This window comes from Pseudomonas sp. B21128 (assembly GCF_044218865.1).
Taxonomy (GTDB): Bacteria; Pseudomonadota; Gammaproteobacteria; order Pseudomonadales; family Pseudomonadaceae; genus Aquipseudomonas; species Aquipseudomonas iridis.
Genome location: NZ_CP162590.1, coordinates 4,945,958 through 4,966,036 on the forward strand (window position 1 = coordinate 4,945,958; position 20,079 = coordinate 4,966,036).

At 62.6% G+C, this 20,079-nt stretch carries 14 protein-coding genes; 5 read left to right on the top strand and 9 right to left on the bottom strand.

The window, feature by feature from the left end; translation table 11 throughout:
- Positions 1 to 26: 26 nt before the first annotated feature.
- The 7 genes from AB4P91_RS22225 to AB4P91_RS22255 form a co-directional block, all read right to left on the bottom strand.
- On the bottom strand, positions 27 to 788 hold the full coding sequence (locus AB4P91_RS22225; RefSeq protein WP_395603695.1) for a SurA N-terminal domain-containing protein: 762 nt from the start codon (positions 786 to 788) through the stop codon (positions 27 to 29).
- A 15-nt stretch (positions 789 to 803) separates the two neighbouring features.
- The gene (locus AB4P91_RS22230) at positions 804 to 2,354 is read right to left on the bottom strand and encodes an ABC transporter substrate-binding protein (RefSeq protein WP_395603696.1); all 1,551 of its coding nucleotides are present in this window, start codon (positions 2,352 to 2,354) and stop codon (positions 804 to 806) included.
- A gap of 9 nt (positions 2,355 to 2,363) precedes the next feature.
- Positions 2,364 to 2,984: an SCO family protein gene (locus AB4P91_RS22235; protein ID WP_150594822.1), complete on the bottom strand. Its 621-nt coding sequence runs from the start codon at positions 2,982 to 2,984 to the stop codon at positions 2,364 to 2,366.
- Positions 2,981 to 3,631 (bottom strand): SCO family protein, encoded by a 651-nt coding sequence (locus AB4P91_RS22240; protein ID WP_150597407.1) that lies wholly within the window; start codon positions 3,629 to 3,631, stop codon positions 2,981 to 2,983. The genes AB4P91_RS22235 and AB4P91_RS22240 overlap by 4 nt, the downstream gene beginning before the upstream one ends.
- Positions 3,632 to 3,641: 10 nt before the next feature.
- Positions 3,642 to 5,564 carry a cytochrome D1 domain-containing protein gene (locus AB4P91_RS22245; RefSeq protein WP_395603697.1) on the bottom strand — a complete coding sequence of 641 codons (1,923 nt, stop codon included), beginning with the start codon at positions 5,562 to 5,564 and terminating at the stop codon, positions 3,642 to 3,644.
- A 913-nt stretch (positions 5,565 to 6,477) separates the two neighbouring features.
- A complete protein-coding gene (gene mnxG / locus AB4P91_RS22250) occupies positions 6,478 to 12,303 on the bottom strand; it encodes a manganese-oxidizing multicopper oxidase MnxG (protein ID WP_395603698.1) in 5,826 nt (1,941 codons plus the stop codon).
- 202 nt (positions 12,304 to 12,505) lie between these two features.
- Positions 12,506 to 13,114 carry a lytic transglycosylase domain-containing protein gene (locus AB4P91_RS22255; RefSeq protein ID WP_395603699.1) on the bottom strand — a complete coding sequence of 203 codons (609 nt, stop codon included), beginning with the start codon at positions 13,112 to 13,114 and terminating at the stop codon, positions 12,506 to 12,508.
- A gap of 206 nt (positions 13,115 to 13,320) precedes the next feature.
- On the opposite strand from AB4P91_RS22255, the gene gspG reads away from it, so the two are divergent.
- The 3 genes from gspG (at position 13,321) to AB4P91_RS22270 (ending at position 15,560) form a co-directional block, all read left to right on the top strand.
- On the top strand, positions 13,321 to 13,749 hold the full coding sequence (gspG, locus tag AB4P91_RS22260) for a type II secretion system major pseudopilin GspG (RefSeq protein ID WP_150597411.1): 429 nt from the start codon (positions 13,321 to 13,323) through the stop codon (positions 13,747 to 13,749).
- A 14-nt stretch (positions 13,750 to 13,763) separates the two neighbouring features.
- On the top strand, positions 13,764 to 14,951 hold the full coding sequence (locus AB4P91_RS22265; protein WP_150597412.1) for a type II secretion system F family protein: 1,188 nt from the start codon (positions 13,764 to 13,766) through the stop codon (positions 14,949 to 14,951).
- Between the two features lie 75 nt (positions 14,952 to 15,026).
- On the top strand, positions 15,027 to 15,560 hold the full coding sequence (locus AB4P91_RS22270) for a hypothetical protein (RefSeq protein WP_395603700.1): 534 nt from the start codon (positions 15,027 to 15,029) through the stop codon (positions 15,558 to 15,560).
- A 71-nt stretch (positions 15,561 to 15,631) separates the two neighbouring features.
- On the opposite strand, the gene AB4P91_RS22275 is transcribed toward AB4P91_RS22270, so the two are convergent.
- The gene (locus AB4P91_RS22275) at positions 15,632 to 16,531 is read right to left on the bottom strand and encodes a LysR family transcriptional regulator (protein ID WP_150594815.1); all 900 of its coding nucleotides are present in this window, start codon (positions 16,529 to 16,531) and stop codon (positions 15,632 to 15,634) included.
- A 132-nt stretch (positions 16,532 to 16,663) separates the two neighbouring features.
- On the opposite strand from AB4P91_RS22275, the gene AB4P91_RS22280 reads away from it, so the two are divergent.
- Together AB4P91_RS22280 and AB4P91_RS22285 are read left to right on the top strand one after the other, a co-directional pair.
- Complete coding sequence (locus AB4P91_RS22280; protein ID WP_150597414.1) at positions 16,664 to 17,680, top strand: alpha/beta hydrolase; 1,017 nt, start codon at positions 16,664 to 16,666, stop codon at positions 17,678 to 17,680.
- A 63-nt stretch (positions 17,681 to 17,743) separates the two neighbouring features.
- Complete coding sequence (locus AB4P91_RS22285) at positions 17,744 to 19,171, top strand: mechanosensitive ion channel domain-containing protein (protein WP_395603701.1); 1,428 nt, start codon at positions 17,744 to 17,746, stop codon at positions 19,169 to 19,171.
- Positions 19,172 to 19,391: 220 nt separating this feature from the next.
- Here AB4P91_RS22285 and ycaC read toward each other — a convergent pair whose 3' ends face one another.
- Entirely contained in the window at positions 19,392 to 20,015 is a 624-nt protein-coding gene (gene ycaC / locus AB4P91_RS22290) for an isochorismate family cysteine hydrolase YcaC (RefSeq protein WP_150594812.1), read from the bottom strand.
- Positions 20,016 to 20,079: the final 64 nt, after the last annotated feature.

Sequence of the window (20,079 nt, forward strand, 5' to 3'; positions counted from 1 at the left end):
CATTCCCCACTATTGGGGGGGAACCTTCAATCGTCGTCAATTCGTTCAATCCTGTTCTGCGCCCGTAATTGCGTGAGCACCTGGCGACGAGCCTGGGCCTGTTGCTGCCGGGCGAGCTGCGCCCGAGCTGAATCAAGTCCCTGCAAATCTGGGACATCGCCCACCTCCCAGTGGTTCGCCACATAGATCAAATGCCAGCCGAATGGCGAACGTACCGCATCGCTGGCGAAGATCGCGCCATCAATGATAGAGGCTCGCATCTTCATCAAGCGTAGACGCGCCGCCGCCTCTGTTGCGGCATCCGCTTGCGGCTCGACCCGGACCAGCAGGTGCCGCGGCTGCAACGTGTTGGCGCGGATCAGTTGGGCGAACATTTGCTGCGCGGCCAGCTCACGGCGGGTGTACTCGGTGAACGAGGCTTCATCGAAACCGGCATCCTGCAAGCGCCGCACGAATCGCTCGTTACCGCCGATGGCCTGGCGGGTTTGCTCGACTTGCTGCTGCACCTTTTGGTCATCGACTGTCAGGCCGCGCTTGCGCGATTCCTGCCAGAGCAGTTCCTTGTCGATCAGCGCATCGAGTGCGGCCTGACGCAGCTGTTTATAGGCTCTTGGGCTGCGAATGCTCGCCACTGCGCGGCCCTGATCCTCCAGATATTCGGCAAAAAATCGCTCAAGACGAAACTCGGAAATCTCTTCGCCATTGACCCGCGCAGCCGCCGGACCATTACTGGCGAACGCCATCGGCAGCCAGCACGTCAGCAGTAATAACAGCGTCTTGAGCTTCATGAGCAGCGCCTCCGTTCAGGGGCTGGCGACAATCGGTTTGTAGGGTGCAACCAGATAGAAACGCTGATCGGGCAGATCCACGGTGACCACATGTGCGCCGCTCAAGCCCAGACGCCGTCCGGGGCCAAAGCTGATGCGCGGGGTCAGGCCGGTGTCGAAGTCGTGCAGGCCTTCCAGCGCGGCCACCAGTTTCTCGCGGCTGGCGTCACGTCCGGCCTGCTTCATGCCTTCGCCGAGCAGCAACATCGAGGCGTAAGCACCGACTTGCAGCACCGCGTGCTGGGCGCCGAGGCCTTGATGCTCGCGCAACAATGTCAGGGCCATGCGACCGGCCTGGGTCCAGTCGCTGGGCACGAAGGGATAGGCGAGAAACACCCGCCGTGAAAATCCTTCCGGCACTTGCAGCAGATCCCCGGCCACCTGGCTCGACGCCGCGAACAGATACGGCACCTGCCCGGCACGCTGCAAACCCGCCGCCAAATGGCTGAAGCCGCCGCCGCTGCCCAGGTAGAACACCGAGCGCGAGCCCAACGGCAACCTGTCACCTGCCGGGTCGTAGGCCTGAATCCGGACGTTCTGCCAGCCGTTCCTGTGCAGATATTCACCAAGCACTTTGGCTGTCTGCGCCTGCGCCGGGTCGTCGAGATAAGCGATGAGTGTCGGCCCTTGCAACACGCGCAGGCTGGCGGTCGCGTAATCGGCCAGAGCGATCAACTGTTCACGCAAGCCCGGCAACGGCTCGAAAATGTGTGGACTGGCCTGCACCGCGCCGAGCAACGACAAGGTGCCGATCAGCGGCACGCCCGCCTGCTCCAGCCGCAGGGCCAGTTCGCTGCCCAATGCCGGGGCCATCGGCGCGATCAGAGCGAACACTTGTTCATCGTCGATCAGCCGTTCAAGCGCTTGTTCGGCACTGGCGCGATCAGCGCCAGGATCGGCGATGGTCAGGCGCAATTGCCGGCCATGAATCCCGCCAGCCTCATTGATCCGCGCCACACTGCCGTTGAGCACCGCAGCAACCGTCGCGCCCTCCTCGGCCAATGGCCCCTGGCTGGGCAGCAAAGTGCCCAGATGCAAGGTCTCGGCATCGAGGCCGGGGTCGCGTTCATCGGCGAGGCGTTTGAGGTAGGCAGTGAGATTGCGCTGATCCTTCATCGACAGCACAAAGCGCGGCATGCTCGGATCGAGGCGGTTGTTGCCGGGGTCGCGGCCCTGCTGAATGACTGTCGCAAGGCTTGCATCGTTGTAGGCCGGATAGTTGCGGCCGTTGACCTGTTGCTGGCCGTAGGTGCTGGTCAGTCGCGACCAACTCAACTGCGGCGGGCGCACCCCGCCTTCGGGCCGGCCGAGGCCATCGGTGCCATGACAATTGGCGCACGGCAGACGGGTGGCCGGCAGCAACATATCCGCCGCGCCGACCCGCGCCATGATCGCTTCACCGCTGGCCGACAGGCCTTCCCGGTACAGACGCTTACCGGCCGCCTCCTCCGGCGTCAGCGACACTGCCGCCGCGCCGAGGCTGACGCTCGCGAGCAGGATCAGGGCGAGGACGCAGGCGCTGTTCATGGCGCGGGCTCAGCGGCCGGCCACGGGCATTGTCAGCAATTGCAGGCGCTGGGCAATGGCGGCGGCCGGCGCATCGGGGCGAATCTTGCTCCAGCGTTTGTTGGCGACATCGCCGACGATCAACTGTGTGGAATGTTGCTCAGGCGTCGGCACGATCTGGCCGATACGGCTCAGCACCAGGTCCATCTGCGCCTTGTCGCCGGTGAGAAAAAGCCAATGAGGGTCATCGGAACCCTGTTTCAAGGTGTAAGCCTTGAGCACCGCCGGCGTGTCGTGCAGCGGATCACTGGTAAGGGAAATGAAAGTGATGCCGTCGGCCTTGTCACCGAGCAGCTCGCGGACTTCCTTGAGCTTGCGCGTGATCAACGGGCAGGCGTCATTGCAACGGGTGAAAATCACGTTGAGCAGCACCACGCGGTTTTGCAGCGCATCACTGTAGAAGCGCAGCGTTTCGCCGTCCTGATTTTGCAGCGGCGTATCGGTGAACCAGGCTTGCGCGTCGTGGGTGCCCTTGGCGGGTGCGGCGGCAACCGCGGTTGATGGCTCAGGGGCATGCCCCTCGTGGGCAAACGCGACATTGCTGAACACCCAGAAACACACGGTGAGCGCGATCCAGTCGAGCATTCTCATGGCTGTTGCTCCATGGCGATGGCGGTGTGTTTGGCATGAGTGCGCTGGCCGCTGAGTTTCTCGACTTCCTTGGCCAGCACTGTCGGGTCGGTGAAGCCGTAGTAGCGCATCCAGTGGCGGCTGTCGCCGTCGCCGACAAGGATCAGCGGCTGATGATTCTTCAAGTCGCCGCTGAAACTGCCCAAACCTTTGAGGGTTTCATTGATCGATTGTGGCGAACCGGTCAGCCAGCTCCAGCCCGGGCCTTTCTGGAACGCGCGGGCGTAATCCTGCAAGCGCTTGGGGTCGTCGCGTTGCGGGTCGATGCTGATCGACACCAACTGCACTTCGTTGCCAACCCGCGCACCGAGCTGTTTCTGCACCTTGCCCATAATCGACGAAACCACTGGGCACACCGTGGTGCAACTGGTGTAGATGAAGCTGATGACGACGATTTTGCCCTGCACCAGATCTTGCTCCAGACGCACGGTTTTGCCGTTCTGATCGAGCAGCGGCACGTTGGCGAATTTCACCTGGGCGTGTTCCTGAGTACTGCTGGCGGGCGCGGTGTGGCCGGCGTGTTCATCCGCCGAATGCGCCTGGACTTGCTGGACGCTGACGGCCAGCAGACACAGGCTGAGCAAACCACGGCAAGTGATGTCTTTCATGGTGATGTCCTCACTGAGTCTGGCCGGGGGTGACCCGAACACTGGCAAATGTCTTGTCATCGAACCCGGCACCCAGCGATGCCGCACGCACATGCAGATACCAGGCGCCGCTGCGGTCGAGGGTCACGGGCGCTTCGTACACGCCATCGGCGACTTCGTGCGCGGCCACTTCGCGGGGGTGTGAAGTCGGCGCGAGGAAGTAACGCAACTGCACATCCTTGACGCCGCTGCGCTGGATTTTCTGCTTGCCCTGCACGATGCGAAAACGCACCACATAGGGGTCGTTGAGCGCGACGGCGGTCTTGTCCAGAAGGAACTCGACCTTGGGCACGCCGACATGTTTTTCCGGCATGCCGTCTGGCTCGATCTGCGCGGTGAAGCAATGGATGATGTTCGGTTGATTGAGCAGGAATGCCACGTCGAAACGTCCCGCCGCCGGCAGTTTCACTCGCGCGCTGTACAGCCCCGGCGAGACCTCGCGCAGGCTGCGGTCGATGACCATGGCGGCACGGGCGATCTGCCCGCGATTGGGGTAACCGGACATCGGCGCGTTCATGCCTTCGGCGTAGAAATAGGTGGTGTTGTCCACCGGGTTGACCACAAACACCGCGTTGTCATCGCGCGACACCGCAAGGCTTGAGGCGAGCGGCAAGTCCCCGGCCATGCGCGGCGCTTGCGGGCCAGCTTCGAAGCCTTGGGTGATCGGCTGGCGGCCCTCACCGAGCGAGGCCAGGTTGATCATGGTGACTTTTGGCGAGGCCAATCCGCGCACGTACGCGTAGGCCTTGGTGAACACCACTTGGTAGGGTTCGGCGGACACGTCCAGGTCGTGGATAGCGGCATCGGTGGAGGCATCAATCACCGTCGCGCGGTTCTCAACGGTGTTGAGCACCACACCGAAACGCCCGTCGGCGCTGAAGCCCATCGGGCCGAGCCCCTGTTGCAGTTTGATCACTCGACGTACGCTGTGGCTGGCACTGTCGACCACCGTCACCGTGCCGTCCTTGCCATCGGCCACATACACCGCGCCGGACAATGGCGAGTACGCGACCGACAGTGGGCCGGAGCCGGTCTTGATTTGCCCGACGATGCTCAGGCTGGCGACATCGACCACGCTCAGGGTGCCGTCGTCGCGGTTGCTGACAAAAGCAAAACGGCTGTCCTTGCTGAAGGTGATTTCGTGGTGACCGAGGCCGGTCGCCAGATGCTTGAGCGGTTTCAGGCTTTGCGCATCGATCACGGTGACGCCGGATTCGTTGGGTTTGGCGGCATTGTTGCCGACCCACAACAGGCGCTCATCCGGTTGCAGCGCCACGCGCACCGGCTGGCTGCCGGCGCTGATCGAGTCGATGACTTTGAATTGTTCGCTGTCGATCACCGCCACTTCGCCCGCCGCTGGCATCGAGATGAACACGCGTTTGTTGTCTTTGGGCGTGACCCAATCCATCGGCGATTGCTTGAGTTCGATGCGCGCCAGGGTGCTGGTGATGCCGCCGACCGATACTGAGGGATCGACCACTGCGACGCTGGCATCGCGGTTCATCACCAGCAGGAAATAGCTGTTGAGGTCCAGTAGTGGCCGCGCGCCGATGTTCGATTTGAGGTACACCCCGACGCGGGATTTGCAGCTTTGGTCGCGGCCCTGGGCCTGATCGGCGGCCAGCGCCTGCGCATCGATCCACGCCCCCGGCGCCACACCGGACAATGGCTGGCCTGACGCGCCGTCAGTGACACGGAACTGCACATCGGCAAACTCGCCTTCACGCAACTTGCCGTCGCTGGCCAGCGGCTGGAGGTTAAAGGCGATGGATACGCCGTCGCGGGCCAGGGTCTGGCCGGGTTCGGCCTGTGCCAGCGCCACCTCGCCAAGCGTCAGCCAAGCGCCTGCCATGGCCAGCGCACAAACTCCGATGAAATTGATGATCCCGTTCATATCCTCTCCCCTGACTCTATTTGCAAAACACCGCCGTCCCCTGTGGGAGCTGGCTTGCCAGCGATGGCGGCCTCTGCCTCACCGTCCAAAACCGCGTCGACCCCATTCGCGAGCAAGCTCGCTCCCACAGGGATCGCATCCATGCCGCACTTTCCTGCCAACCCACTGAACCTGTGGGAGCTGACTTGCCAGCGATGGCGGCCTCTGCCTCACCATCCAAAACCGCGTCGATCCCATTCGCGAGCAAGCTCGCTCCCACAGGGATCGCCTCCATGCCGCACTTTCCTGCCAACCCACTGGACCTGTGGGAGCTGGCTTGCCAGCGATGGCGGCCTCTGCCTCACCGTCCAAAACCGCGTCGACCCCATTCGCGAGCAAGCTCGCTCCCACAGGGATCGCATCCATGCCGCACTTTCCTGCCAACCCACTGGACCTGTGGGAGCTGGCTTGCCAGCGATGGCGGCATCTGCCTCACCTTCCTAAACCGCGTCGATCCCATTCGCGAGCAAGCTCGCTCCCACAGGGATCGCATCCATGCCGCACGTTCCCGCCAACCCACTGAACCTGTGGGAGCTGGCTTGCCAGCGATGGCGGCCTCTGCCTCACCGTCCAAAACCGCGTCGATCCCATTCGCGAGCAAGCTTGCTCCCACAGGGATCGCATCCATGCCGCACTTTCCGGCCAACCCACTGAACCTGTGGGAGCTGGCTTGCCAGCGATGGCGGCCTCTGCCTCACCGTCCTAAACCGCGTCGATCCCATTCGCGAGCAAGCTCGCTCCCACAGGGATCGCCTCCATGCCGCACTTTCCTGCCAACCCACAGGGATCGCCTCCATCCCGCACTTTCCTGCCAAACAACTGAACCTGTGGGAGCGAGCTTGCTCGCGAAGGCGTCAGTTGCTTCACCATCCAGCTACTGCGCAGGCGGTGTCGGTTCTGGCTCGTTGGTCACCCGAAGTAATCCCCACAGGCCCGAGGTATTGCCGAAGGCGCCGTAGTCGCGGAACAGGTAGTCACCCGGTATCGCGTTGCTGCCCCCGGCACTCGGGATCATCGAGCTGAAGTGCGCCGCCGGCAGCACGCTCTCACGGGCGCCGATGTACATCGACATCGGGTTGTAACCGAACCGCACCGACCCCACGCCCGGCGTCCCCATCGGATAGCCGCCGACATCGCTCTTCTCGGCCAGGAACGGGTTGACCGACCACACGTGCCCATCCATCTGGAAGGTGCTGCCGCGGCTGCCACCGGTTGGCATCAGAATGTGCGTACGGAACGGTTGCCCCGGTTTGGCGTAAAGCACCGGTGTTTGCGGATCACCGCCGACCAGCGCGTTGCTGTAGGCCATGTGCGCGTTGAGCATGTCGCCATAACCGGCACCATCGGCATGTCCGAACGGTGCATCCGGGGCGAGGCCGAAGCGATACCACATTGGCTCGGTCTTGTAGTTGATGGCCATGCTCGAGTTGTCCTGCGGATCGGTCGGCACGCCGAAGCCCTCGGCGGCAATGCCTTCCACCGGCCGGCCATTGGCCCAGCGAGTGTTCAACGCCTTGTGCCAGACCATCGCAAAGTCGCGGTAGACGGTTTGCCCAGGCGCGGTGACGGTGGCATTGGCCTTGCGCGCATCGTCGACCCAGGTAGAGCCGATTGGCAGGATGCTCATCGCGCCGCCCAGGCCTTTTTGCGACTGCTTGATCACGTCAGCCGGCGTGATATTCAGACCGCCAAACTCGATGGCCGTGGCGTTGATGTTGTCGACACTGCGGCCCAACTGCGTCACCGGTTTGCCTTCACGCTCCAGGTGCCCGGCGTAGTACTGATAAGTGCGAGTCGGGTACGCGCCGCTGCTGCCTGCTCTCGGTGGCACGGTCTGGATCGGGTTGGCGCCGACATTGACGCCGTCGGATTTGGTGATGTCATAGGCCAGCAGTTGCGCATGCAGACCCACATGGCTGGACGGCCGCATCAGGTTGTTGCTGAAGGTGGTCGAGCCGAGGCCGCTGTTGCGGTCGCGTTTGACCATGCCTTGCATCACCGCGGTCTGGGTCAGGTCGGGCATCATGCTCGGCAGACGGTTTTCCAGGGTGATGTTGATGCAGTCACCGGCGGCGGCGCGCAGCACCAGCGGTTCGACCGGGATACCGGGTTTGAGCTTGCCGGTGCTCGCGTCGAGGTCGGATTTGCGCACATACAGAATCGCGGTCGGATCATGCAACGGCCCGCTCTGGCCGCCGATGGTGATGGTTTCGCCATCCTCCGGATCGGTCACCGTGACCTGTGGAATGCTCACGGTGCGCGAGTTCAGGACCAGGGTGCCGCCCGCCGGATTCAATGGCCCGCCGACATGCTGACCGAGACCGTCCGGGTCGCCGATGGTCAGGCCCAGCGAGTTGCCCAGGATGTCGTTGGCGAGAGCCGCGACTACTTCATAGTTGCGCTGCACGGTCGGCCGGGTGCCGATGCCGTTGGGGTTGGCGCTGATCCGTGGGCAACTGCCGTCGAACGCCACAGTGTTACGCATCCCCGTCGGTTTAGCGTTGTTCGACAACGCGAACAGGTCACTGCGCTGGGCAGTGTAGTTGCGCATCACGCCCCAGATGCCGCTCCAATAGCCTTCGATCGAGGCGTCCATCGAGTACAGATAATCCCCGGTGGTCGCCGCCGAACTGGACAGCATCGACACGGGCGCGATGAAGCCCATCTGCTCGGAGATCCCGATCATCTGCGAGGCACGCCAGCCCGAGTTGGAGCTGTTGCCGAAGCCGGAACCGCTTTGCAGCCACTTCACGCCGTGCAGGGTGACGTTGTGCTCCTCTTCGTGGCCGCCGGCATGCACCCGCAGCCGCACGTTGTCGCCGGTGTAAGTGCGCAGCATCGGTGTGAACGGATCGCCAGGTTCAGCGCCGCCCTTGTTGATGTGCGGCGGGAACAGCGTGGTGCCGCCGGTTGGGCCGGTGGCGGAGGTGATCAGGTTCGGCGCCAGGTTCATCGCCGGGATAGCGCGATCGGTGCGGCTGTGCATGGCGAACGAAAGATCGCCGCCGAGGCCGTCAGCCTGCATGCCGCGTTTGCCGTCCGGGCCGAGTTTGTTCGGGTCGTAGACGCGCAGGGCCAGCGGCTCGTTGCGATAGTTGACGACGAACATGCCTGGGTCATCCACCGAGATTGCCTGCGGGCACGGCCGGCTCGGGCAGCCTGGGAGCTGACCGCCCTGCACTTCCACGATGCCGTCGAGCAAAGTGCTGGCGTTGTTGCGCACCGGCGGATTGATCGCGTAGCGGAAGCTGTCAGGCGTGGCCGGGAAGCTTTGCGGGTTGGGCACGCCGTTCGGCCCGGCGCCTACATACACGCCGGCTTCATAGGCGTGCTGGAAGTCGCTGTATTCGAGGAAGAACTCGCGGAAGCTGTCGTTCTTGCCGTCACCGTCGAGGTCGCCGGTGTTGATCACCGCTTGCCACGAAGTCGGCCCGCCATCCTGACGCGCGCCGCTGTACAGAGGCTCGCCGGTTTCGGCGTGGAACCAGGTGGAACCTGCAGGTTCCGCGAGCACGGTGGCGTACAGCCCGATCTGTTGGTGCGTCGATGGGCCGAGGTGGTCGTGGGTGAAGATGGTGCCGAGGCCGCGGTCAACACCTTTGGCATTGACCACCGGGTCGACGAACCAGCGCTGCATCGCCGTGCGCGCGCCCATCCAGTCGCTGCGTCCGTACTGACCGAAGAACGGGTGCGCCTTGGCTTTCGGGCACGCCTGGGTGCCATCGCGCGGGTCGGTGCCTTCGCACTGGTTGAACTCGCGGATCGCCAGAATGCGCTCCTGCACGGCACCCGGCGAGAGCACGCCGTCTTCGTAGTTCCAGCCATTGGACGAGCCGTCGGCCGAGGTCAGGTCCCATTTGGGCAGGTGAATGTGCTGGCCGATCACGTCGGTTGGCGTGCGCACCTGATAGTCGTCCATCTCATAAGTGGCCGGCACCAGGTTGGTTTGCTGGTATTGCACGCAGTCGAAGGTGTTCATGCGCATCACCAGTGGCTCTGGCGGACGCTGCTTGGTGATCACCGGCCAGGCGTCTTCCCACAGCGCCAGAATGCGCGCCTGCGGGAAGTGATAGCCAACCTTGTTGTACACCGCGTCGAATTGAATGTTTGCCGCTTTGTAGAGGCGCGGGCGGTCGGCGGTGAAGGTCGACGCGCCGGTGAAGGACATGCCGTCGATGCGTTCGCCGCTGTTGAATTCACCGGTGCCGGCGCTGCTGGTCAGGCGTTTGGCCCGATCATCCATGCACGGTTCGTAGTACGGCGCGCCCGCCATCGGCAAGGCGCCGTTGGTACGAAAGGCCTTGGCCACCACCTGGTTGCCGGGCAGCAAAGCAAAGCTTGGGTGATCTTTTTTCGCGTGGAAGGCCATCGCCGATTGCTCGACTTCGGTGCCTTCCTCCGGCAGATAAATCGGCTTGGCGCGGGTGACTTCCTTGGAGAAATCCAGCGAGGTGGTCACGGTGTTCGCCTCGCCACCGGCAGCCACGCCGTCGAGCGTATGGCGCTGCAATCCGCCATCCCAGCCGCCCGATTGCGCAGGGTCGAGGTTGGCCCACAGCGCTTTGCCGCTGGCCTTGAGTGCTTGTGCGGTGGCGGCGTCGAGCATGTCCAGCGGTGGAGTGGGTGGGCGTTGGCCGACCGAACTTTCCATGCCGCCAATCCAGAATGGGTAGCCAGGGTTTTTCAATGTGCCGTCAGCGTTGCGGTTGGCTTCGCTGCGATCCACCAGCGCCAGCGAACCGATGGCTGCCCCAGACGCGTTGCCGCCGAGATGTTCACCGTCGTCATCGGTCTCTTCTTCGTCACCGTCGTTGCCGGCAACCAGGGTTTCGCCGATTTTCGGCACCACCACCACCTTGCCGGGCATCGGCGCCATGGCTTTGCCGGGCAGCGGCACAATGGCCGGGATCGGCGTGCCGGCAATGATTTCACCGTCCGGCAAGGCGCGTGCACCCGCTGCCGGTTTGCCGCTGCGCAAGGCGAACGGTTCGCTGTGGTAGCCGTCTTCACTTTGCTGCGAGACTTCCAGGCGAGTGCCTTCTTCGAAGACGTCGTGCACGCGCCACATGGCCCACATGCCCTGGGCAAAATGCGGGTAGAAGTGGCAGTGATAGATCGCGTCACCGGCTACCCGATTGCGATTGCCCGAACCGCCGTTGGCGATTTCATAGGTGTAACCGGCGCCCGGGCCGATGCCTTGGGCGTCGACGTAATCGGAATTGTCGTCATTGGGATTGAACAGCCACTGATGGCCATGCAGGTGGAAGATGTGCTGTTCGTGACCGTTATGGGTGTTGCGGAATTTGACGAAGTCACCGATGTAGCTGTGGTTGACGTTGGACGGTTCGGACGGATACAGCGCCATGGTTGCCTTGACGCCAATCTGATCGGCGCGCGGGATCTGCCCCGGCGCGATGTTCTCAAGCCCGGCGTTGGCCGGTACGTCGACCAGCATCGCCACGTCACCGACGGTGTGCGAGCTGAGGAAGAATTCTTCGTAGGCGCAGGACAGGCAGTCGTGCATCGGTCCCACGCCCAACCGGTTGGCGACCACTTCCGCGCCCATGCCGCCGGAGCCGTAGTTGATCATGAATGCGTCGCGGGTCGGCTCCAGCACATGCGCCATCACCGGGTCGGCCCAGTAGGCAGGAAAGGCTTGAGTCGCCGCCGTTTCGTCCTGGAACTGCGAGGCGAAATCGCGGAACGGCTCCAGCCGATTGGGGATCGCCGGATTGCGTTTGCCCACCGACTCCAGCGGATAGGTGCTGGCTGGAAAGCTGCCGTCAGCGTTGCTGCCCATCACGATGGCATCGCTTTCGCTGGAGATGATTTCGTTGCCATCGACCATATTGATGATCGGTGTGCCGGCCTTGCCTTCGCGCAGCCACGGATCGCGCTGCGGGTAGCGCGCCTGGTAATCGACGATCGGATGACCGGCCGGCGTGCGCCCCGACGTCGCCAGACGCATTTCTTCTTCAGTCAGCGTGTTGCGGTAAGTGCGGCCGCCCTTCGGCACCACGACCACTTGACCGAACAGGCCATTGGCAACGTTACCCGCCGCGCCCTCACCACCGAAGGTGGCGCCACGGCTGCTGACGGCAAACGCGCCTTCACGTTCGGCATACAACGTATAGGAACGGCTGGCACCCGGCACCACCAGGCTATTGGCGTTGCGGCCGGTGTACGAAGAAATGTCGTCGATGCTGTTGACCGCTTGCAGGCCGTTGACCTGGAACCCGACGTGGCGGTCGGCGACCTGCTCATCGACCTTGAACTGTTCGCCGGCATTGGCGTTCTGCACACCCTCCTCGCCCTCGTCTTCGAAGTGCTTGTTCGGGTTGGCCTGATAGTCGAGCAGGTTCTGCAGATTGATCGTCAGGCAATCCCCGGCGGCTACGCGCAACACCAGTGGCCGTGGACGCTTGTCGGCGCGCAAGGAGACTTTGCCCGGCACTGCCGCGCCGCCGAAGGCCAGCGAGACGTCGTGGTCATCGACCACGTCGCGGCGCAGCGCGTACATCATGCCGTTGGCGTTCTGCGCGCCGAGGCGGTTGAACATCAGCGGCTGATCGAACGCCACGACGTTGGCCACCAGGTTGCGCTCGCAGCGCACTGCCGCGCTGACCACGTCGACGCTGAGCATCGGGGCCAGCAACAGCAGCAGTTTGATGAGGGACGGAGCGGGATGAAGGCCGGCCATGATCAGAAACCTCGACAGGGATACTCGCAGGGAACGATTCTCGACAAAACCGTTTGAGCAATCCGCGTGCCACAAAAAAATCCGTTGTTTTTCAATGAGCTACTCAAACCATTTAAGAGCCCGGGGGATATTCCCCACCCGATTCCCCACTTTTCGCGCCTGCCGGCATTGCCCCGATAGTGGGGCAAACCGGGGACTTCCTTTACAACGGCGCGTCCACTGCCAGCCCTTGCAAGCGCCGGTACTGGCGCAAAACGCTGGGCACGTAACGCTGGGTTTCGGCGAACGGCGGGATCACCCGGCCACGGCTGAGCACTGCATCAGGCCCGGCGTTGTAAGCCGCCACGGCGAGGGTGATGTCGTTGTCGAACAGGGTCATCAGGTGCTTGAGGTATTTGGCCCCGCCCTGGATGTTGGCCTTGGGGTCGTAGACGTCGGTCACGCCCATTTCCCGCGCGGTGGCGGGCATCAATTGCATGAGCCCGCCCGCGCCTTTGGGTGAGGTGGCGCCGGGGTTGTAACGCGACTCGGCGTTGATCACCGCGTGCAGCAGCGCTTCAGGTAATTGATTGACCTTGGCCGCCGCCGAGACCAGCTCCGCGTAAGGCTGGTTGGCGATCATTTGCGGCTGTTGATCGAGGCTGACCAGCGGCGCTTGCGCCTCGTGAATCACCCGTTCGTAAGTGCGCCCGGGACGATGCACATTGGACAGAACGTAGCTGCCCTTGGCGTCCAAGGAGATGAATACATCGGCTTGCGCGGCACCGCTCAGCAGTACACAACCGAGCAATCCGCCAGTGAGAAATTTCATGTCGGGCCTCCCCGGACCGACCCCGATAAATTGGGGGAAATGCCCCAATGGCCGATCACGTTTGAGCCATACGCAAGCACTGTGCCGAGTCGTGAGAGGCCCGTAATTCGAGGGCTTGCGCCCATCAACCGAATGTTTGTCGAGGCTGAGCATGGCAATTGCATAGACCCTTCAGGCGACTCGACTGCCACTTACGGGAGGTCATCATGAAGCTGCATGTTCGTCCGCGTGCCCAACGCGGTTTCACCCTGCTCGAATTGCTCGTGGTGCTGGTGGTGCTCGGCCTGTTGGCCGGGATCGTCGCGCCGAAATACTTCGCTCAACTTGGCCGCTCGGAAGTGAAAGTGGCCAAGGCGCAGATCGAAGGCCTGAGCAAGGCGCTGGATCTGTATCGCCTGGAAGTTGGCCACTACCCGTCCACCGAACAAGGCTTGCAGGCCTTGGTGGCTGCGCCGAGTGATGAGGCTAAATGGACGGGCCCGTACTTGCAGAAAAAACTTCCGCAGGATCCCTGGGGCCGCAGCTACGCCTACCGCTACCCCGGCGAAAACAGCGAGTACGACTTGCTGTCGATGGGCAAGGACGGCCAACCCGGCGGTGAAGGCGAAAACGCCGAAGTGACCAATTGGCAGTGAGTGGAGCGCAGCCCATGCGATTTCATCTGAAAGCCGTCGGCAAGGCGGGCGTGGTCTCCTTGAGTATCGAGGCGCCGGGGCATAGCGAAGCGCGGCACATTGCCGAGGATCAGGGCTTGCGCGTGCTCAGCCTGCATGCCGAAAAACACTGGCGCTCGTTGCGCCTGCGTCAGCGCGAAACGTTCAATCTGGTGCTGTTCAGCCAGGAGCTGACCACCCTGCTCAATGCCGGTCTGCCGTTGATCGATGCGCTGGAAAGCCTCGCCGAAAAAGAAACCGCCCCCGCTGCGCGCAAAACCCTGAGTGAACTGGTGCGCCTGCTGTACGAAGGCAAATCCTTCTCGCAGGCCCTCGGTCAGTTGTCGGCAGTGTTTCCACCGCTGTACGTGGCGCTGGTGCAGTCCAGCGAGAAGACCGGCGCGGTCGGCGAGGCGTTGGGCCGTTACGTCAGTTACCGCCAACGTATGGACGAGGTGCGGCAGAAGATCGTCAGCGCTTCAATCTACCCGTTGCTGTTGCTGGTGGTCGGCGGTGGCGTGGTGTTGTTTTTGATGGGCTACGTGGTGCCGCGCTTCAGTCTGGTGTTCGAAGGACTGGGCTCGAACCTGCCGTGGCTGTCGCAGATTCTGATGAGCGGCGGCCTGTTTCTGCACGCGCATCAACTAGCGTTTTTCGGCGGGTTGGCGGCGATCGTCGTCGCCCTCGCCGTGGTGCAGAAACAACCGGCGTTTCGCCGTGGGCTGGATCGGCTGGTGGAGAAGCTGCCCGCCGTGCACCAACGGATTTTCATGTATGAACTGGCGCGTTTTTACCGTTCGCTGGGGATTCTGCTGCAAGGCGGGATTCCACTGGTGACCGCTATGGGCATGGTGCGCGGCCTGCTCACTGTAGCGTCACGGGCGCGGCTCGATCAGGCGTGCGAACGCGTGCGCGAGGGACAGTCGCTGTCCACCGCGCTGGAACTCAACCGCCTGGTGACGCCGGTGTCGCTACGCCTGCTGCGCGCCGGTGAACAATCCGGCAACCTCGGGCAAATGATGGAGCGTAGCGCCGACTTCTACGACGAAGAAATCAGCCGCTGGATCGAATGGTTCGTGAGGTTGTTCGAACCGCTGTTGATGACGTTCATCGGCCTGCTGATCGGGGTGATCGTGATCCTGATGTACATCCCGATTTTCGAACTGGCTTCGAGTATTCACTGACCGCGGGAACCGGTCGGATCAATCGCAACAACGCACATTCACGTTCCCACCCCAGACAACAAGACGGAGAACGACATGCACATTAAAAAGCTCATGCTCGCAATGGCCATCGGCGCAGTTCTGTCGGCGTCTACCGTAATGATTCCAGACAGTCTGTCGGGAATTTCCAGTGTTCAGGCGAAGGACGGAGGGAGTGGCGGCGGTGGTAGTGGAGGCGGTGGCGGAGGCCATGGAGGAAGCGGTGGTGGCGGAAGTGGGGGCGGCGGCCATGGCGGGAGCGGTGGTGGCGGAAGTGGCGGGAGTGGCGGTGGGAACGGCGGTGGACATGGCGGCAGTGGAGGCGGCGGCAATGGTGGTGGCGGTGGAGGCAGCGGCCATGGCGACGGCGGCGGTCACAGTGGCAGCGGTGGTCAGGGCGCCGGACACTCCGGCGGTTCCGCATCCTCCTCGGGACGCAGCGGCACCCACTCGGAGCCAGGCGACGATCATGGTGTGCACCGCGCCGGCGAAGTCGGTGACGATCGCGGCGTGCATGCAGCGGGCGAACCAGGCGACGATCGCGGCGTGCATGTCGGTGGCGAACCGGGCGATGACAAACGCACTAACTAAACCATCCTGAAAACACCGCCATCCCTGTAGGAGCTGCCTTCAGCAGCTCCTACAGTTGATTTGCATACGGCTTAAAGGGCGACGTTGCTCTGATTCAACCGTTCCCGCAGAAACTCGACCAACGCCTGCACCGGCCGTGAAGCCTGGCGGTGCTGTGGGTATACCGCCGACAAGGTCAGCGGCTCTGGCCGCAGGTCATCCAGCACCGGCACCAATCGCCCCTCCTTCAACGCCGCGCCAACAATAAACGTCGGCAGATAGGTAATCCCCATCCCCTGCACCGCCGCATCCCTGAGCAACTCACCATTGTTGACGCGCATGCGCCCGGTGACATTCACCAGCAGCGGTTTGCCCTGTCCCGCGTTGAACCGCCACTGCACTGAACGCCCATGGCCATACGGCAAGCAGTCATGCCCGAGCAGATCTTCCGGTGTGACCGGCGTGCCGCGTTCGGCCAGGTACGCAGGGCTGGCGCAGTACACCCGCTCAATGCTGGCGATGCGTCGAGCGATCAGCGTCGAGTCTTCCAGCACACCGATGCGCAGCGCCAGGTCGTAACCTTCGCCGAGCAGATCCACCGGGCGGTCGCTCAAATCCACTTCCACCGTAACCTCGCGGTAGCGCTGTAAAAACACCGGCAGCAGACAACCGAGGTGGGCCACGGCAAACGACAATGGCGCGCTCAGACGGATCGTGCCGCGAGGCTCGGCGGTCTGCCCGGCGATGCCTTGTTCGACCTGTTCGACTTCGCCGAGCAGGCGCAGCGCCGATTCGTAATAGCTCTGGCCCAGCGGCGTAACGTCGAGGCGCCGGGTCGAGCGATTGAGCAAACGCACGCCGAGGCGTTCTTCGAGTTGCATCAGTCGGCGGCTGACGAACTGCTTGGACAGGCCCAATTGATCGGCCGCCGCGGTGAAACTGCCGGAGTCCATGACCTGGCAAAAAATACGCATGTCTTCGAACGGGTTCATTGTCACTCTCTGGTGGACAGTTAAACGCTTTATAGCCGCTTTTTCACTTCACGGCACCCGATTAATCTGTGTTCACGGTGTTGAAACCAACCCACAAGCCAACCGCGAACACACTTGAAAAAGGAATTGAACATGATCATTAAAAAGACGCTGACCGCTACCCTCCTCGCCCTGTCCATCGGCAACGCTTTCGCCGCCGAGACCAGCGCTGTCGAGCACAACACCCAAGCCTTCCTCAACGCCCTTGCCGCCGGTGGTGGCAAACCACTGGAGCAGCTCAGCCCGAAGGACGCCCGCGCAGTACTGACCGGCGCCCAGGCCTCGGTAAAAGTGGACCTGTCCGGTGTTGAAGTCAGCGACAAGGCGATCAAGGTCGACGGCCAGACCATCAACCTGAAGGTGGTGCGTCCGGCCAAGGTCAAAGGTGACCTGCCGGTGTTCATGTTCTTTCACGGTGGCGGCTGGGTGCTGGGGGATTACCCGACTCACCAACGCCTGATCCGTGATCTGGTGGTGGGTTCCGGCGCGGTAGCGGTGTACGTCGATTACACGCCGTCGCCAGAAGCGCAGTACCCGACCGCGATCAACCAGGCTTACGCCGCCACAAAATGGGTGGCCGAGCACGGCAAGGACATCAACGTCGACGGCAAGCGTCTGGCAGTCGCCGGCAACAGCGTCGGCGGCAACATGGCGGCGGTCGTCGCGTTGATGGCCAAGGAACAGAAAACCCCGGCCCTGCGCTTTCAGTTGTTGATGTGGCCGGTGACCAACGCGCAATTCGACGACGGCTCGTACCAGCAATTTGCCGAGGGCCACTTCCTCACCAAAGGCATGATGCAGTGGTTCTGGGACAACTACACCACTAACCCGGCCGAGCGCGCGCAGATCCATGCCTCGCCGCTCAACGCCAGCGCCGAACAGCTCAAAGGCCTGCCTGCCGCACTGGTGCAGACTGCCGAGTTCGACGTGCTGCGTGACGAAGGCGAAGGTTATGCACGGCATCTGGATGCTGCCGGTGTGCCGGTGACGTCGGTGCGCTACAACGGGATGATTCATGACTTCGGTTTGCTCAACCCGCTGAGTCAGATTCCTGAGGTGAAGGCCGCGGTGCGTCAGGCGGCGGCTGAACTCAAGACGCATCTAAACTGAGTCCAGGCCCTCGCCACACCTCTGGGTGTGGCGAGTTTTTTTGTGCCCATCGGAGTGCACTTCATGAGTTTTTTCTTCGCCCACCTGTTGTCCTGGAGTGCTCTGCTGCTGGTGGCTGACGCGGTGTTGTGGCACTTCACGCCATTTACCCATCGTGCGCCACGGGTCGGGGTGCGGCTGGCGCTGTTTCTGGGGTTTAGCGCGCTGGTCATCAATGCCGGTGTCAGCCCTTTGCAGGCGCCGCTGTTCGTCGATGACCGGGTGGCGCAGCTCGGGGCGACGGCATTGGGCATCCTCTGGTGGCTGTACGCGGCGCGAGTGCTGACGGAGGTGATCGGCCTGGTGCTGATGCGCCGCATCGGCCACAGCGGTCGCTTGTTGCAGGACGTGATCGGTGCGCTGGTGTTTCTGGTCGCGATTGTCGCAGCGGCGGGTTACGTGCTGGAGTTGCCGGTCAAAGGCTTGCTCGCCACGTCCGGCGTGGTCGCCATCGTCGTCGGTCTGGCGCTGCAAAGCACCTTGGCTGATGTGTTCAGCGGGATCGTGCTCAACACCACAAAGCCCTATCAAGTCGACGACTTCGTGATGATCGATGGCGTCGAAGGCAAGGTGCTCGATATCGACTGGCGCGCCACACACTTGCTGACCAGTGCCGGCACCATGGCCGTGGTGCCGAACTCGGTGGCGGCCAAGGCCAAGATCGTCAACCTCAGTCGCCCGGACAACATGCACGGCGTGTCGATCAGCATCAAAGTGCCCAACCACATCCGCCCGCGCCGCGTACTCGATGCCCTCGACCGCACGCTGCAAGGCAGCAGCAGCCTGCTGTTGTCGCCGGCGCCGAAAGTGGTGTTGAAAGAGGCCGGTGAGGAAATGTCCGAATACGTGGCCAGTGGTTTTATCGCCGAGCTGGGCAAGAAAAGCGAAGTGCGCAATCAACTGTTCGACCTGGCTCATCGGCATCTTGAGGCTGCCGGGATTTCGCGGCACCCGGACGGCGTGATCGAGCCGACGACCCGCTCCCGCGCATTGCTCGATGAAGTGAAGATCTTCCGTTCGCTGAGTCCTGATGAACGCGACCGACTGGCAGCATCGATGGTCGCGCAGCAGTACAGCGCCGGCCAGGTCGTGCTGGATCTGAATGAAGTGCCGGACAGTCTGTTTGTGATTGCTACGGGCGTGGTCAGTGCGACGGTGCCGGATGGCGATGGGCAAACCGAGGCCGGACGCATGGGGCCGAGCGAGGTCATGGGTGAGCAAAGCATTCTGGCGGACACACCGTCGCAGGCGACGTTTACGGCGCTGACGTCTTCGATCATCTACCGTCTCGACAAGACCCTCACGCGCGAATGCATGGAGCAGCGCACTGAGGTCGGTCGGGCGTTGAACAAGTTGCAGGCGGTGCGGCAGCAGAACAGTCGCCTCGCGTTGATGGCCAAACCGGTGGCGGTGAGGAAAGGTGGGTTTTTGGGGTGGTTGCAGAAGCGGTGATGTGCGCAGCTCGCAATGGTTTTTCCAGCTGAACATCTCACCCCCTCACCCCAGCCCTCTCCCCCAGGGGGGGCGAGGGGGAAAGGGAGCCGATCTTCACGCTTTTCAAGACCTGAGTTCGACTCGATAGCTCAGGTCGGCACAACTCGAAAATGCACCTCGGTCAGTCCCCTCTCCCTCCGGGAGAGGGTTAGGGTGAGGGGCTTTTCAGCTCTACTCATTACTGGGCAGTGAACTTGGTGTAGCTGTTGATCAAATTGCGGTAGTTAGGCAGGCGCTCCGACAGCAGATGCGCCAGCCCTTCCATGTCGTTGCGCCAGTCACCCTGCAACTCGCACGCTACCGAGAACCAGTTCATCAGTTGTGCACCGGCCGCCGACATCCGCGCCCAAGCCGCTTGCTGCACGGTGGTATTGAAGGTGCCGGAAGAGTCGGTCACCACGAACACTTCAAAACCTTCAGCAATCGCCGACAGCGTCGGGAATGCCACGCACACGTCAGTCACCACACCGGCGATGATCAATTGCTTGCGACCCGTTGCCTTGATCGCCTTGACGAAGTCTTCGTTGTCCCAGGCATTGATCTGGCCTGGACGTTGAATGAACGGCGCGTCCGGAAATTGCTCCAGCAGCTCAGGCACGATCGGGCCGTTGGGGCCGGCGTCGAAACTGGTGGTGAGGATGGTCGGCAGTTTGAAGAACTTGGCGATGTCGCCCAGCGCCAGCACGTTGTTCTTGAACTCGTTCGGCGAGAAATCCTGCACCAGCGAGATCAGGCCGGTCTGATGATCGACCAACAGCACAACCGCATCGTCTTTGTTCAAACGTGTGTAAGGAACGCTCATGGGGAAACTCCTTGATGGACGGATGGATGTTGCGTGAAGCGCCGACCGCGTGGCCGACGCATTT